The organism is Streptomyces sp. A0958, assembly GCF_004795035.1.
In the GTDB taxonomy this organism is placed as follows: domain Bacteria; phylum Actinomycetota; class Actinomycetes; order Streptomycetales; family Streptomycetaceae; genus Streptomyces.
Genome location: NZ_SSBK01000013.1, coordinates 48,958 through 64,358 on the forward strand (window position 1 = coordinate 48,958; position 15,401 = coordinate 64,358).

13 protein-coding genes are annotated in these 15,401 nt (G+C 72.1%); 8 read left to right on the plus strand and 5 right to left on the minus strand.

The window, feature by feature from the left end:
* Positions 1-14 precede the first annotated feature (14 nt).
* Positions 15-881, minus strand: coding sequence for an NmrA family transcriptional regulator (locus tag E6P78_RS15585; protein ID WP_136204186.1), 867 nt, complete (start codon positions 879-881; stop codon positions 15-17).
* 81 nt (positions 882-962) lie between these two features.
* Here E6P78_RS15585 and E6P78_RS15590 point away from each other — a divergent pair, with 81 nt between their 5' ends.
* Positions 963-1,964, plus strand: coding sequence for an AraC family transcriptional regulator (locus E6P78_RS15590; protein ID WP_136204187.1), 1,002 nt, complete (start codon positions 963-965; stop codon positions 1,962-1,964).
* Positions 1,961-2,899 (plus strand): class I SAM-dependent methyltransferase, encoded by a 939-nt coding sequence (locus E6P78_RS15595; RefSeq protein WP_136204188.1) that lies wholly within the window; start codon positions 1,961-1,963, stop codon positions 2,897-2,899. Before E6P78_RS15590 ends, E6P78_RS15595 begins: the two co-directional genes overlap by 4 nt.
* An 87-nt stretch (positions 2,900-2,986) precedes the next feature.
* Here the strand turns inward: E6P78_RS15595 and E6P78_RS15600 are convergent, their stop codons facing one another.
* The 3 genes from E6P78_RS15600 to E6P78_RS15610 form a co-directional block, all read right to left on the minus strand.
* A complete protein-coding gene (locus E6P78_RS15600; protein WP_136204189.1) occupies positions 2,987-3,823 on the minus strand; it encodes an aldo/keto reductase in 837 nt (278 codons plus the stop codon).
* 94 nt (positions 3,824-3,917) lie between these two features.
* The gene (locus tag E6P78_RS15605) at positions 3,918-5,717 is read right to left on the minus strand and encodes an AMP-dependent synthetase/ligase (RefSeq protein ID WP_136204190.1); all 1,800 of its coding nucleotides are present in this window, start codon (positions 5,715-5,717) and stop codon (positions 3,918-3,920) included.
* 375 nt (positions 5,718-6,092) lie between these two features.
* Entirely contained in the window at positions 6,093-6,995 is a 903-nt protein-coding gene (locus tag E6P78_RS15610; protein WP_136204191.1) for a LysR substrate-binding domain-containing protein, read from the minus strand.
* A 117-nt stretch (positions 6,996-7,112) separates the two neighbouring features.
* Between E6P78_RS15610 and E6P78_RS15615 the strand changes: the two genes are divergently transcribed.
* Positions 7,113-8,135: a bile acid:sodium symporter family protein gene (locus E6P78_RS15615; RefSeq protein WP_168712632.1), complete on the plus strand. Its 1,023-nt coding sequence runs from the start codon at positions 7,113-7,115 to the stop codon at positions 8,133-8,135.
* On the opposite strand, the gene fdhD is transcribed toward E6P78_RS15615, so the two are convergent.
* Positions 8,132-8,968 (minus strand): formate dehydrogenase accessory sulfurtransferase FdhD, encoded by an 837-nt coding sequence (fdhD, locus tag E6P78_RS15620; protein WP_136204193.1) that lies wholly within the window; start codon positions 8,966-8,968, stop codon positions 8,132-8,134. The genes E6P78_RS15615 and fdhD overlap by 4 nt on opposite strands.
* A gap of 282 nt (positions 8,969-9,250) precedes the next feature.
* Here fdhD and E6P78_RS15625 point away from each other — a divergent pair, with 282 nt between their 5' ends.
* The 5 genes from E6P78_RS15625 (at position 9,251) to E6P78_RS15645 (ending at position 15,400) form a co-directional block, all read left to right on the plus strand.
* The gene (locus tag E6P78_RS15625; RefSeq protein ID WP_136204194.1) at positions 9,251-10,201 is read left to right on the plus strand and encodes a beta-ketoacyl-ACP synthase III; all 951 of its coding nucleotides are present in this window, start codon (positions 9,251-9,253) and stop codon (positions 10,199-10,201) included.
* Positions 10,202-10,359: 158 nt separating this feature from the next.
* Positions 10,360-11,541: an ROK family transcriptional regulator gene (locus tag E6P78_RS15630; RefSeq protein WP_136204195.1), complete on the plus strand. Its 1,182-nt coding sequence runs from the start codon at positions 10,360-10,362 to the stop codon at positions 11,539-11,541.
* A 51-nt stretch (positions 11,542-11,592) separates the two neighbouring features.
* Positions 11,593-13,212, plus strand: a complete 1,620-nt coding sequence (locus tag E6P78_RS15635; RefSeq protein WP_136204196.1) for a sugar ABC transporter ATP-binding protein — start codon at positions 11,593-11,595, stop codon at positions 13,210-13,212.
* Positions 13,209-14,282, plus strand: coding sequence for an ABC transporter permease (locus E6P78_RS15640; protein WP_136204197.1), 1,074 nt, complete (start codon positions 13,209-13,211; stop codon positions 14,280-14,282). Before E6P78_RS15635 ends, E6P78_RS15640 begins: the two co-directional genes overlap by 4 nt.
* 77 nt (positions 14,283-14,359) lie before the next feature.
* Positions 14,360-15,400: a substrate-binding domain-containing protein gene (locus tag E6P78_RS15645; RefSeq protein WP_136204198.1), complete on the plus strand. Its 1,041-nt coding sequence runs from the start codon at positions 14,360-14,362 to the stop codon at positions 15,398-15,400.
* Position 15,401 lies beyond the last annotated feature (1 nt).

Sequence of the window (15,401 nt, forward strand, 5' to 3'; positions counted from 1 at the left end):
CGGAGGCGCACCGCCTACGCGTCCCAGGCGCCGTCGCGGGCGGCCTCCGCGGCGAACCGGGCGAACGGCTTGGGGTCACGGCCCAGCGCCTGCTTCACACCGTCCGTCACCGCCGCGTTGTGCCCGTCGAGCAGCGTCGTGAACAGCTCGGCCAGAAAGGCCGCCTCCGCCGCCGGAACGCCGTACCCCACCAGCATCTGTTCGTACTCGGCGCCCGCCAGCGCCACATAGCGGACCTCGCGGCCCGTCGCCCCGGTGAGCTCGACGGCCACCTCGGTGAAGGTCAGCGCCTGGGGGCCGGTCAGTTCGTGCACCCGGCCCGCACCGCTCTCCCCGCACAGCGCGGAGACCATTACATCGGCCACGTCGTCCGCGTCGACGAACGGCTCGGCGGTGTCGCCCGCCGGGAACACCAGCTCACCGCCGCGCACCCCCTCGACCAGGACGCCCTCGCTGAAGTTCTGGGTGAAGAACGCCGAGCGCACCACCGTGAGTTCGGCGTCCCCGGAAGCCGCCCGCAGCGCCTCCTCCGCGACCACCGAGTCCGGCTCGCCCCGCCCCGACAGCAGCACCAGGCGGCGCACCCCGCACCGCCGCACCACCTGCCCGAAAGCGGTCATCGCCGCCGGCGCGCCCGGCGCCCCCAGGTCGGGGGCGTACGCGACGTACGCCGCTTCCACGCCGCTCAGCGCGGCCTCCCACCCCGACTCGTCCGCCCAGTCGAAGGGCACCTCGCCCCGGCGCGAGCCCACCCTGACCGGCACCTCACGCGCGGCCAGCCGTTCCACCACCCGGCGCCCCGTCTTGCCCGTACCGCTCGTCACCAACACCGGCCCCGCGCCGGGGGTTTGCCGTGTCCGGTTCTGCATCTCCTCAGTCATGGGACAAGGTTCCCCGGCCCGCCCCGCGCGCTCCATGCCCAAGGCTCTCGGCCACCTACGCCTGCGTCTACGCTGCTGCTCATGGACGCACTGGCCGAACTGCTGGACGGGCCACGGGCCCGGGGGGCGCTGCTGCTGCGGATGGTGATGGAGCCGCCCTGGTCCGTCCGCATCGAGGACCGGGCCCCGCTCTGCCTGATGTCCGTGACCAGCGGCGAGGCGTGGATCGTGCCTGTCGGAGCCGCCGAGCCCGTCCTGCTGCGCCCCGGTGACCTGGCCGTGGCCCGGGGCCCCGAGCCGTACGCCGTCGCCGACCGGCCCGACACCGAACCGAGGGCGCTGATCGGCCCCGGCGGCACCTGCGCGACGCTGCGCGGCGAGCCGCTGTCGGAGTCCATGGAGCTGGGCGTGCGGACCTGGGGCAACGCCCGCGACGGTTCGGCGGTCGTCCTCGTCGGTACGTATCTGCTCGACGGCGAGATCAGCGGCCGGCTGCTCGACGCCCTGCCCCCGCTGCTCGTCCTGCCGCCGGGCGGCCGCACCGGCCCGCTGCTGACCCTGCTGGACAACGAGATCGCGCGCGACGAGCCCGGGCAGAGCATGATGCTCGACCGGCTGCTGGACCTGCTCCTCGTCGACGCGCTGCGCACCTGGTTCTCGCGGCCCGGTGCCGAACCGCCCGGCTGGTACCTCGCCATGGGCGACCCGGTCGTCGGTCAGGCGCTGAGGCTGCTGCGCGACGAGCCCGCCCGCCCCTGGACGGTGGCCGCGCTGGCCGCCAGGACCGGCGTCTCGCGGGCCGCCCTCGCCCGGCGCTTCACCGAGCTGGTGGGGGAGCCCCCGATGGCCTATCTGACCGGCCGCCGCCTCGCCGTCGCGGCGGATCTCCTGCGCGAGACGGACGCCACGGTCGAGGCCGTGGCCCGCAAGGTCGGCTACAGCCAGGCGTTAGCGTTCAGCACCGCCTTCAAGCGGGTACGCGGCGTCAGCCCGCAGGAGTACCGCAAGGGCGGCGCCTGCTCCTTGCCGGAACAGCAACGAAGTTTGCGCGGTGATCCGGACCCGGTGAGGCTGGGTCCATGAGCAACCACACCGGGCACGGACACCACCACGACGGCGGCCACCAGGGCCTCCACCACCAGCGCGGCGCCGCACACGGACACGGGCACGGCGGCACCGAACCCGACTGGGACGTCATGGCCCCGCTCCTGGAGCGGAACGCCGAGATCAGCAGCGGGCAGTACACCGAGGCGGCCCGCTGGGTCGCCGCGCTGCCCACCGCACCGAAGGTCCGCCGGGTCCTGGACATCGGCAGCGGACCCGGTGTGATCTCCTGCCTGCTCGCGGAGGTCTTCCCCGAGGCGGAGGTCGTCGCCGTCGACGGCACCCCCGCCCTGCTGGAGCGCACGAGTGCCCGCGCGCAGCGGCTCGGGCTCGCCGACCGCGTCACCACCCTGCACGCCACCCTCCCCGCCGGCCTGCCGGACCTGGGCGAGGCGGACCTGATCTGGGCCGGCAACGCGCTGCACCACATGGGCGACCAGCGCGCCGTACTCGCCGGATTCGCCGCACTGCTGCGCCCGGGCGGCACCGTCGCCCTCGTCGAGGGCGGGCTCCAGCCCCGACAGCTTCCGCGCGACCTCGGCTTCGGCAAGCCCGGGCTCGAAGCCCGGATGGAGGCGGTGGAGGCGGAACTCTTCGAGGAGATGCGCGCCGAACTGTCCGACGCCAGGCGGGAGGTGGAGGACTGGGCCGCCCTGTTCAGCGCCGCTGGCCTCATTCCGCAGGGCGCCCGCAGCTTCCTGCTCGATCTGCCCGCACCGCTCGGCGACGCGGCGCGCGAACAGGTCATCGCCGACTTCACCCGCCGCCGCGACGGACTGGTCGACCACCTCGCCGCCGAGGACATCGCCGTGCTCGACCGGCTCCTCGACCCCGAGGACCCGGCGGGACTGCACCGGCGCCCCGACACCTTCCTGCTCCTGGCCCGCACCCTCCACCTGGGCCGGCGCGCCTGAGCCCGGCCCCGTACACAGCGAAGCCGCCGCCCCGGCTCATGGCCCGGGCGGCGGCTTCGTCATGCTTCAGCGGTCGTACGCGAGGGCTCAGGCGCCCGCGTTGAACTCGCCCGGGTTCGGGCCGAGCCGCTTGCCCTCGTCCAGCGCCGCGAACGCGGCCAGGTCGTCGGCGTCCAGCTCGAAGTCGAACACGTCGATGTTCTCCGCGATCCGCGACGGCGTCACGGACTTCGGGATCACCACGTTGCCCGTCTGCAGATGCCAGCGGAGCACCGCCTGCGCGGGCGTACGGCCGTGCTTCCGGGCGACCGCGAGGACCGTCGGCACCTCCAGCAGGCCCTTGCCCGAGCCCAGCGGCGACCACGCCTCGGTGGCGATGTCGTGCTTGGCGTGCAGTGCGCGCGACTCGGCCTGCTGGAGCTGCGGGTGCAGCTCGATCTGGTTGAGCACCGGCACCACGGACGTCTCACCGAGCAGCCGCTCCAGGTGCTCCGGCAGGAAGTTCGAGACGCCGATGGCCTTCGCGCGGCCGTCCGCGTAGATCTTCTCGAACGCCCGGTAGGTGTCGACATAGGCGTCCTTGGCCGGCACCGGCCAGTGGATCAGGTACAGGTCGACGTAGTCGAGGCCCAGCTTGTCGAGCGAGTCGTCGAAGGCGCGCAGCGTCGAGTCGTATCCCTGCTCGGTGTTCCACAGCTTCGTGGTCACGAAGAGCTCGTCGCGGGCGACGCCGGAGGCGGCGATGGCCTTTCCGGTGCCCGTCTCGTTCTGGTAGATCGCGGCGGTGTCGATGCTGCGGTACCCGGACTCGATGGCGGTGGCGACCGCCTTCGTGGCCTCGTCGTCCGGCACCTGCCAGACGCCGAACCCGAGCTGGGGCATCTCGACGCCGTTGTTGAGAGTGAGGGAGGGGACCTGGCTCACGAGCAGTCGATCCTAACGTTGTGTGGGTGGGACTCCCCACGTCAACGATCAAGAGGACCAGCACATTCCCGGCGGACGGCACCGTTTCCGCACCTCAGCGGTACAGCGCGTCCACCTCGGTCTCGTACGCCGCCTCGATCGCCTTGCGCTTCAGCTTCAGCGACGGGGTGAGCAGCCCGTGCTCCTCGCTGAACTGGTGCGCCAGGATGCGGAACGTACGGATGGACTCGGCCTGCGAGACCGCCGTGTTCGCCGCCACCACCGCCCGCCGCACCTCCATCTCCAGATCCGGGTCGCGCACCAGCTCGGCCGGGGTCAGCGACTGCCGCCCCTGCATCGTGAGCCAGTGCTCCACGGCCTCCCGGTCGATGGTGACCAGCGCCGCGATGTACGGCCGGTCGTTGCCGACGACGATGCACTGCGCCACCAGCGGATGCGCCCGCACCCGCTCCTCCAGGGCGGCCGGCGACACGCTCTTGCCGCCGGACGTCACCAGAATCTCCTTCTTCCGCCCGGTGATCGTCAGGTAGCCGTCCTCGTCCAGCGCGCCCAGGTCGCCGGTGGCCAGCCAGCCGTCGTTGAGCACCCCGTCGGTGGCCTTCGGGTCACCGAGGTACCCGCCGAACACATGGGCCCCGTACACCCACACCTCGCCGTCGTCCGCGATGTGCACGCTCGTGCCCGGGATCGGCTGCCCGACCGTGCCGTACCGGGTGCGCTCCGGGGGGTTGGCGGTGGCCGCCGCGGTCGACTCGGTCAGCCCGTATCCCTCGTACACCGTCACCCCGGCGCCCGCGAAGAAGAGGCCGAGCCGCCGCTCCATGCCGGAACCGCCCGACATGGCGTGCCGTATCCGGCCGCCCATCGCGTCGCGGACCTTCTTGTACACGACCTTGTCGAAGAACTGGTGCTGCATCCGCAGCCCGGTGGAGGGACCGGGGCCGGTGCCGAACGCCCGCGCCTCCATCGCCTCCGCGTACTTCACCGCGATGTCGACGGCCTTGTCGAACGGCCCCGCCCGGCCCTCCGCCTCGGCCTTGCGCCGGGCCCCGTTGAAGACCTTCTCGAAGATGTACGGGACGGCCAGGACGAACGTGGGGCGGAACGAGACCAGGTCCGGCATCAGGGCCTTCGCCGACAGCTCCGGCTGGTGCCCGAGCTTCACCCGGCCGCGGATCGCGGTGACCTCCACCATCCGTCCGAAGACGTGCGCCAGCGGCAGGAAGAGGAGCGTCGCCGCCTCGTCGCCCGGTCTGGAGTGGAAGACCGACTCCCAGCGCGAGGCCATGGTGTCCGTCTCGAACATGAAGTTGGCGTGCGTAAGCACACAGCCCTTGGGGCGGCCCGTCGTGCCCGAGGTGTAGATGACGGTCGCCACCGATTCGGGGGTCACCGCACGCCGGTGCCGGTGCACCACCTCGTCATCGACCTGCGCACCCGACTCGACCAGCTGCTCCACCGCACCGGCGTCCAGCTGCCACAGCCGCTTCAGCTGCGGCAGCCGGTCGATGACCGACGCCACCGTCATCGCGTGGTCCTCGTGCTCCACCATCACCGCCGACACCTCGGCGTCGTGCAGCATCCACAGGACCTGCTCGGCGGAGGACGTCGGATAGACCGGGACGGACTGTGCGCCGACCGCCCACAGGGCGAAGTCGAAGAGGGTCCACTCGTAGCGCGTACGCGACATCAGGGCGACCCGGTCGCCGAACCGCACACCGTGGGCGATCAGCCCCTTGGCCAGAGCCAGCACCTGGTCGCGGAACGCCGCCGACGTGACGTCCTGCCAGCGTCCGTCCGCATCTTTTCGGCCGAGCGCGACCCGGTACGGGTCCTCGTCGGCATGGTCGAACACGACATCGGCGAGGCCGCCCACGTGGGGAGCGGCGGCCATGGGTGGGACAGTGAATTCGCGCAATGACCTGCTCCTTGTGGCGCTTCGCACGGCGCCGTGACGCTACCCCACCGGGCGCCCCGGCGGGAGGGCCCGGAACTGTCCGTTCAACGTGCCATCTGCACTGGTCAGGGACCGAAATCCGGCCAGATGGGCAAGGCTCGGGCGCGCTTGGGACCACGGAGTAAGCGGCTCGCGCGGGAATCTCCACCGAATCTGTACGCCGCGATCACTGCCGTTGTGGGCGGGTACGGGCGAATCGTCCCCGGACGACCGGTCCGGTGCGGTCGGTCCGTGCGACCGGTCCGTGCGATCGGTCCGGTGCGACCGGTCCGCCCGGCGCGTCCCGTGGATTCTCCCCCTTCCCGCACCCCGTCATGCCTGCTCCCGCCCCCGGACCGCGCCGGCCCCGCCCGGCGGCCGGATCAGCCGGTCACCGCCCGCCAGGATCGCCGCCGCCAGCGCGTCCGCCGCCTGCTGCGCACCGCCCCGCCGCCGGCCGTGCAGCAGGACGAAGTCCACGCCACCCAGCTCCGGCAGCCCCGCCCTGGCCGAAACCGGCACCAGCCCGGGCGGCACCAGACCGCGGGTGTGCACCATCACGCCGAGCCCCGCCTGCGCGGCGGCGATCAGACCGCTCAGGCTGCCGCTCGTGCACGCCATCCGCCAGGAACGGCCCTGCTCCTCCAGGACCTCCAGGGCCCGCGCCCGGGTGATGCCCGGCGGCGGGAAGACGACCAGCGGCACCGGGCGGTCCGGGTCGATCCGCAGCCCCGGCGCGCCGATCCAGACCAGGACGTCCTGCCGGACCAGCTCCCCGTGCGTGTCCCCGGCCCGCCGCTTGGCCAGCACCAGATCGAGGCGGCCCGCCTCCAGCTGCTGGTGCAGGGTTCCCGACAGCTCGACGGTCAGCTCCAGCTCGACGTCCGGGTGGTCGCGGCGGAACGTCTGAAGGATCTCCGGCAGCCGGGTCTGCACGAAGTCCTCCGAGGCGCCGAACCGCAGCCGCCCGCGCAGCCGGGTGCCGGTGAAGAACGCCGACGCCCGCTCGTGCGCGTCCAGGATCGTCCGCGCGAAGCCGAGCATCGCCTCGCCGTCAGACGTGAGATCGACGCGGTGTGTGTCCCGGGCGAACAGCTGCCGCCCGGTCGCGTCCTCCAGCCGCCGCACGTGCTGGCTCACCGTGGACTGCCGCACCCCGAGCCGGCGGGCGGCGGTGGTGAAGCTGAGGGTCTGGGCGACGGCGAGGAAGGTGCGCAGCTGCGCCGGGTCGTACATGCCGGCCACGCTATCGCGATCCGTGATCACAGTGAGAGCGGTGTACGGGATTCCCGATCGGCGTGCGCCGGAGCAGGATGTTCAGGGCCCGACCTGACCGAAAGACACGTGGAGCACATGAGCCGCCGCATCCCGCAGCCGCCGTCCTGGCTGCCGATCGACCCGTACGTACTGGCCCTGATCGGCACCGTCGTCCTCGCGGCGCTGCTGCCGGCCTCCGGCCCGGCCGCCGAAATGGCCGGCGGCGCCTCCACCGGTGCGGTGGCGTTCCTCTTCTTCCTCTACGGGGCCCGCCTGTCCACCGCCGAGGCGCTGGACGGGCTCCGCCACTGGCGGCTCCACCTCACGGTCCTGACCTGCACCTTCGTCGTCTTTCCGGTGCTGGGCCTGGCGAGCGGGGGACTGGTGCCGTACGTCCTGTCGCCGCAGCTGCAGAGCGGCTTCCTCTTCCTGTGCCTCGTCCCCTCGACCATCCAGTCGTCGATCGCCTTCACCTCGATCGCCCGCGGCAACGTGCCCGCCGCCATCTGCGCGGGTTCCTTCTCCTCGATCGCCGGCGTCTTCCTCACCCCGCTGCTCGCCGCCGCGCTGCTCGGGAACAGCGGCGGCGGCCTCTCCGGCGACGCCCTGCTGAGGATCGGCGCCCAGCTGCTGGCGCCGTTCGTCGCGGGCCGGCTGCTGCGCCGCTGGATCGGCGGTTACATCGCCCGCCACAGGAAGGCCCTCGGCCTGGTCGACCGGGGATCGATCCTGCTCGTCGTCTACACGGCCTTCAGCGAGGGCATGGTCGCCGGCATCTGGCACCAGGTCACCCCGGCGAGGCTCGGGGGGCTGCTCGCCGCCGAGGCGGTCCTGCTCGCGCTCATGCTCGCGGTGACCTGGTACGGGGCGAAGCGGCTCGGCTTCGGCCGCGAGGACCGCATCGCGATCCAGTTCGCCGGCTCCAAGAAGAGCCTGGCCTCGGGGCTGCCCATGGCCAGCGTCCTGTTCGGCGCGCAGGCGAGCCTCGCCGTGCTGCCGCTGATGCTCTTCCACCAGATGCAGCTCATGGTCTGCGCGGTGATCGCCAAGCGGCGTGCCCGCGACCCGGACGACGCGTGCGTGGAGGGCCCGGTGCGGGACGCCGTGGCGGTGGGCTAACCCGCGTCCAGCGCGATGCGGTGCTCTCCGGCGTACACGTTCATGGAGGGGCCGCGCAGGAAGCCGACCAGGGTGAGGCCGGTCTCGGCCGCCAGGTCGACGGCGAGGGACGAGGGCGCCGAGACGGCCGCCAGCATCGGAATGCCCGCCATCACCGCCTTCTGCGCCAGTTCGAACGAGGCCCGTCCCGAGACCAGCAGGATCGACCGGGACAGCGGCAGCCGGCCGTCGGTCAGGGCGCGCCCGACCAGCTTGTCGACGGCGTTGTGCCGTCCGACGTCCTCCCGTATGTCGGTCGGCTCGCCCGTCTCGGAGAACAGCGCCGCCGCGTGCAGGCCGCCGGTCCGGTCGAAGACCCGCTGGGAGGCCCGCAGCCGGTCGGGGAGCTGGGCCAGCAGCGCGGGTGCGACCCGGAGCGGAGGCGTGTCGGCGACCGGGTGGCGGGTCGTGGTGCGGACCGCGTCCAGGCTCGCCTTGCCGCACAGCCCGCAGGAGGAGGTGGTGTACACGTTGCGCTCCAGCGTGATGTCGGGCACCTCGACGCCGGGCGCGAGTTTCACGTCCACCACGTTGTACGTGTTCACGCCGTCGGCCGCCGCGCCCGCGCAGTACACGATCGACTGGACGTCGGAGCTGTCACCGATCACCCCCTCGCTCACCAGGAAGCCGGCCGCGAGCGCGAAGTCGTCGCCCGGGGTGCGCATCGTGATGGCGAGCGGCCTGCCGTTCAGCCGTATCTCCATCGGCTCCTCGGCGACGAGGGTGTCGGGGCGGCTGGAGACGGCCCCGTCCCGGATGCGGATGGTGCGGCGGCGCTCGGTGACCCGTCCCATGACCGTTGGACCCGATTCCTGTACGTGTGGGGGCCGGCGCGGCCCTGGGCGAAGGATGCCGGGACGCCACCGGTCCGGCCTGCGGCGGAGGGCCCCGACGGTCACATTGTCCTGCACATCGGAAGTGACGTCGCAACCGGCCGGCGTAATCAAAGGTCGCGGGCCGCTGTTGCCAAGCCTCCAAGCCGAGGCCGGTATTCCTGTGGGATCACCTGTCCCCGTACCGGGCGGTAGCGACCAAGACTGGTTGGTTCCTGCCAGATGTAGCGAGGGGACCTGTACATGACCGGCTCACGTGTCGCGGCGCTCGGCCACTACCAGCCCGCCAAGGTGCTCACCAACGAGGACCTGGCGGCCATGGTCGACACCAGTGACGAGTGGATCACCAGCCGCGTCGGCATCAAGACCCGTCACATCGGCGGCCCCGACGAGCCGGTCGACGAGCTGGCCGCGCACGCGGCGTCCAAGGCGCTCGCCGGGGCGGGCCTCCAGCCGGCCGACATCGATCTGGTGCTCGTCGCCACCTCCACCGCCATCGACCGCTCGCCGAGCATGTCGGCCCGGGTCGCCGCCCGCCTCGGCATGGTGTCACCGGCGGTGATGGACATCAACGTCGTCTGTTCCGGTTTCACCCACGCCCTCGCCACCGCCGACCACGCACTGCGGGCCGGCGCCGCCACCCGCGCGCTGGTGATCGGCGCCGACAAGATGGGCGACATCGTCGACTGGACGGATCGTTCCAGCTGTGTGCTGATGGGGGACGGTGCCGGCGCGGCGGTCGTGGTCGCCGACTCCGAGGACGCGGCGGTGCCCGGGATCGGGCCGGTGCTCTGGGGCTCGGTCCCCGGCATGGGGGACGCGGTGCGGATCGAGGGGACGCCGCCGCGCTTCGCGCAGGAGGGCCAGTCGGTCTACCGCTGGGCCACCACCCAGCTGCCCCCCATCGCCCGCAAGGTGTGCGAAAAGGCGGGCCTCACCCCCGAGGACCTCGCCGCGGTGGTCCTGCACCAGGCCAACCTGCGGATCATCGAGCCGGTCGCCCGGAAGATCGGCGCGGTCAACGCCGTCGTGGCGCGTGATGTGGTGGATTCCGGCAACACGTCCGCCGCCTCGATCCCCATGGCCCTGTCCAAGCTGGTCGAGCGGGGCGAGGTCCCCAGCGGAGCCCCCGCGCTGCTCTTCGGCTTCGGCGGCAACCTCAGCTACGCGGGACAGGTGATCCGCTGCCCCTGAGGGACGCGCTACCGGGCCCGTGCCGGGCTTTGTCCTCGGAGTGGAGAAAGTTCGGCGGATTTCCGCGCGACTTCTTCCCGTACCGGACAACCGCTGCTAGGTTCCCCTGCCAAGCCCGACGGACAGGCCGATGAGGCGGGGAGGGGCGCGTGAGACGTATGACGGCACGACCCGCCAACGCCCACCAGGCGCGCCTGCTCCGGCTGTTGCGTGACGGCGGGCCCAACTCCCGGGCACAGCTGGGCGACCGGGTCGACCTCTCCCGCTCCAAACTCGCCGTCGAGGTGGACCGGCTGCTGGAGACCGGCCTCGTGGTGGCCGACGGACTCGCCGCCTCCCGCGGCGGGCGCCGCTCGCACAACATCCGGCTCGCCCCGGCACTGCGCTTCCTCGGCGTCGACATCGGCGCCACCTCCATCGACGTGGCGGTCACCAACGCGGAGCTGGAGGTCCTGGGCCACCTCAACCACCCCATGGACGTACGCGAGGGGCCCGTCGCCGTCTTCGAGCAGGTGCTGTCCATGGCGGCGAAGCTCCGCTCCTCCGGGCTCGCCGAAGGCTTCGACGGCGCCGGGATCGGCGTACCGGGACCGGTCCGCTTCCCCGAGGGCGTCCCCGTAGCACCGCCGATCATGCCCGGCTGGGACGGCTTCCCGGTCCGCGAGGCGCTGAGCCAGGAACTGGGCTGCCCCGTCATGGTCGACAACGACGTGAACCTGATGGCGATGGGGGAGCAGCACGCGGGCGTGGCCCGCTCCGTGGGCGACTTCCTCTGCGTCAAGATCGGTACGGGCATCGGCTGCGGCATCGTCGTCGGCGGCACCGTCCACCGGGGTGCGACGGGCAGCGCCGGCGACATCGGCCACATCCAGGTGGAACCCGAGGGCCGCCTCTGCGCCTGCGGCAACCGGGGCTGCCTGGAGGCACACTTCAGCGGCGCCGCCCTCGCCCGGGACGCCGAAACCGCGGCACGCGCCGGACAGTCCGCGGAGCTCGCGGACCGGCTGGCGGCGACCGGGAGACTCACCGCCGCCGATGTGGCCGCCGCGGCGGCCCTGGGCGACCCCACCTCGCTCGGCCTGATCCGCGAAGGCGGCAACCGGGTCGGCCAGGTCATCGCGGGACTCGTCAGCTTCTTCAACCCCGCCCTGGTGGTGATCGGCGGCGGGGTGACCGGCCTCGGCCACACGCTGCTGGCCGGCGTCAGGGCCCAGGTCTACCGGCGCTCCCTGCCGCTGGCCACCGGCAACCTTCCGATCGTCCTGGGTGAGCTGGGGCCCGCCGCCGGAGTCACCGGCGCGGCCAGGCTCATCAGCGACCACCTCTTCTCACCCGTCTGACCCTCCCGACCGTCCGCCCGCGAAAGACCCCATCCGCCGAGGGGATTCGTCATGGCTCCGCAACCACCGCTGCTCACCATGTCCGGCATCACCAAGTCCTTTCCCGGTGTCCGCGCCCTCGACGGCGTGGACCTGGAGGTCCAGGCCGGTGAAGTGCACTGCCTCCTCGGGCAGAACGGCGCCGGCAAGTCCACCCTCATCAAGGTGCTCGCCGGGGCCCACCAGCCCGACGGGGGCGAGATCACCTGGCGCGGCGCACCGGCCGTGCTCAAGTCGCCCCTCGCCGCTATGCGGCTCGGGATCGCCACCATCTACCAGGAACTCGACCTGGTCCGGGGCCTGTCGGTCGCCGAGAACGTCTTCCTGGGCCACGAACCCACCAGCGCCGGCTTCGTCGTCCGTACCCGCCGGGGCCGTACCGGGGCCGCCGCCCTGCTGGAGCGGCTCGGACACCCGGAGATCGATCCCGCCCGCGCGGTCGGTGAACTCTCCGCCGCCCAGCAGCAGATCGTCTCCATGGCCCGGGCGCTCTCCCACGACGTACGCCTCATCGTGATGGACGAGCCGTCCGCCGCGCTCGACCCGGACGAGGTCGGCAACCTCTTCCGGATCATCGCCTCGCTGACCGCCGAGGGCGTCGCCGTCGTCTACATCTCGCACCGGCTGGAGGAGATCCGCCGGATCGGCGACCGGGTGACCGTACTCAAGGACGGCCGGGCCGTCGCCTCCGGCCTCCCCGCCGAGACCACACCGACGCACGACATCGTCGCGATGATGACCGGCCGCAAGGTCGAGTACGTCTTCCCGCCCCGGCCCGCGAAAGGCTCCGCGAAAGGCTCCGCGAAAGGCGCCGCGAAAGGCGCCGCGAAGGGCTCGGGAAATGGCTCGGGAATGGACTCCGGAAATGGCTCGGGAAAGGGCCCCGGGCGGACCGACGTCCCCGTCCTCACCGTCGAAGGTCTCAGCAGGAAGGGGGAGTTCGCCCCGGTCGACCTGGAGGTCCGGCCCGGCGAGATCGTCGGCCTCGCCGGACTCGTCGGCTCGGGGCGCTCGGAGATCCTGGAGACCGTCTACGGTGCCCGCCGGGCCACCACGGGCCGGGTCACGGTCGCGGGCCGGGTGCTGCGGCCCGGAAGCGTACGCGCCGCCGTCGCCGCCGGTATCGGCCTCGCCCCCGAGGAACGCAAGGCCCAAGCCCTGCTCATGCTCGAATCCGTCACCCGCAACGTCTCGCTGTCCACCATGTCCCGCCACTCCAGGGCCGGTTGGCTCGACCGCGGGGCGGAGCGGAAGGCGGCCCGCGCCGCCACCCGGGCCCTCTCGCTGCGCCCCGACGACCCGGACACCCCCGTCCGCACCCTCTCCGGTGGCAACCAGCAGAAGGCGGTCCTGGCCCGCTGGCTGCTGCGCGGCTGCCGGGTGCTGCTGCTCGACGAACCGACCCGTGGCGTGGACGTCGGCGCCCGCGCCGAGCTCTACGCCGTGATCCGCCGGCTGGCCGACGAAGGGCTCGCCGTCCTGCTCGTCTCCAGCGAGGTCCCGGAGGTGCTGGGCCTCTCCGACCGGGTCCTCGTCCTACGCGAGGGACACGTAGTCCATACCGCCGAGGCCAAGGATCTCGACGAGCACCGCGTACTCGACCTCGTGATGGAAGGGAGCCCGACCCCATGACCCATCCCGTCCCCTCGACGCGGCAGAGCGGGCCGGACCAGGGCCCTGCCCCCGCGTCCGCCCCCGCGTCCGCCCCCGCGTCCGCCCCCGCGTCCCCGAAGAAGCACGGGCCCCCGCGCGCCCTCGGGCTGCGCCTGGACGTCCACACCCTGTCCCTGCTGGGCATCCTCGCCGTGCTCGTGGCCGTCGGCGGGATCACCGAGCCCGACGCCTTCCTGGACAGCGGGAACCTCCAACTCGTCCTGACCCAGGCGTCCGTGATCGGCGTCGTCACCGTCGGGGTGACCTTCGTCATCACCTCGGGCGGCATCGACCTCTCGGTCGGCGCCATGGTCGCCCTCGCCTCCGTCTGGGCGACGACCCTCGCCACCCAGGAGTACGGCTTCGCGGGCATCCTGTTCACCGCCGTGCTCGTCGGCCTGGGCGCCGGACTCGTCAACGGGGTGCTCATCGCGTACGGGCGGGTGGTGCCGTTCATCGCGACCCTGGCGATGCTCGCCTCCGCCCGCGGCGTGGCCCTCCAGATCACCGACGGGAGGACCCAGATCGTCACCGTCACCTCGGTCCTCGACCTGGGCCTGCCCGGCTCCTACGTCCTCGGCATCCCGCCGCTGGTCCTGATCTTCGCCGCGGTCACCGTCGCCGGCTGGCTGCTGCTGAACCGTACGACCTTCGGCCGCCGCACCGTCGCCATCGGCGGCAACGCCGAAGCCGCCCGGCTCGCGGGCATCGACGTCCGCAGGCAGCGGCTCTACCTCTACCTGCTGTCCGGGCTGTGCTGCGGCATCGCGGCCTTCATGCTGATCGTGCTGTCCGGCTCCGGCCAGAACACCAACGGCAACCTGTACGAACTCGACGCCATCGCCGCCGCGATCATCGGCGGCACCCTGCTCAGCGGCGGACGCGGCACCATCGTGGGCTCCGTCCTGGGCGTCCTCGTCTTCACCACGATCACCAACATCTTCGCGCTCAACAACCTGCAGAGCGACGTGCAGCAGATCGCCAAGGGCGCGATCATCGTCGCCGCCGTCCTCGTCCAGGGCCGCACCTCGTCCCACGCGGAGACCTGACCGGGCGTACCCGCCCGCACCCGTCCGCGCCTCACTCCCGCCCACCAACCACCCATCGGATGAAGGGTTCCACAGCCATGCCACAAACCAGCCGCAGAGGACTGCTGTTCGGCACCGCGGCGGTCTCCGCGGGCGCCTTCCTCACCGCCTGCACCAGCAATGAGCCCAAGGAGAAGAACTCCGCCGCGACGAGCGGGGCACCCGCCGCCGACGCCGGGCCGGGCAAGCCCGTCACCATCGGCTTCGCCGGACCGCAGGCCGACCACGGCTGGCTCAACGCCATCAACGAGAACGCCAGGTCCCAGGCGAAGAAGTACGCCGAGGTGACGTTGGAGACCACCGAGGGCTCCAACGACACCGCCGCCCAGATCGGCCAGGTCAAGACCCTCATCAACAAGAAGGTCGACGTCCTGGTCGTCCTCCCGGCCGACGGCAAGGCACTCACCCAGGTCGGCCTGGAGGCCATGCGGGCGGGCATCCCCGTCATCAACCTGGACCGGATCTTCGCCTCCCCGCAGGCCTACCGCTGCTGGGTCGGCGGCGACAACTACGGCATGGGCCTCAACGCCGGCACGTACATCGGCGAACAGCTCAAGGACAAGCCGGACGCCAAGGTCGTGGAGCTCGCCGGGATCGACAACCTGGAGCTCACCAAACAGCGCAGCGAGGGCTTCGCCGACGCACTGAAGAACTACCCCAACATCAAACTGGTGGCCCGTCAGGCAGCCGACTTCACCGTCGAGTCGGGGCAGTCGAAGATGGCCCAGCTCCTTCAGGCGCAGAAGAAGTTCGACGCCCTGTGGAACCACGACGACGACCAGGGCGTGGGCGCGCTCCGCGCCATCCAGCAGGCCGGCCGCGACGAGTTCCTGATGGTCGGCGGCGCCGGCGCCAAGTCCGCCATGGACGCCATCAAGGCCGACAACACCGTCCTGAAGGCCACCGTCCTCTACCCGCCGACCATGGCGGCATCCGCCATCGACCTGGCCCGCGCCCTCGGGCAGGGCAAGGGGGTGGCGGGCCTCTCCGAGCTGGAGATCCCGACCGGCCTCACCCTCTACTCCGCCGTGGTCACCAAGGACAACGTCGACCAGTACCTGCCGACGGGCTTCAACTGAG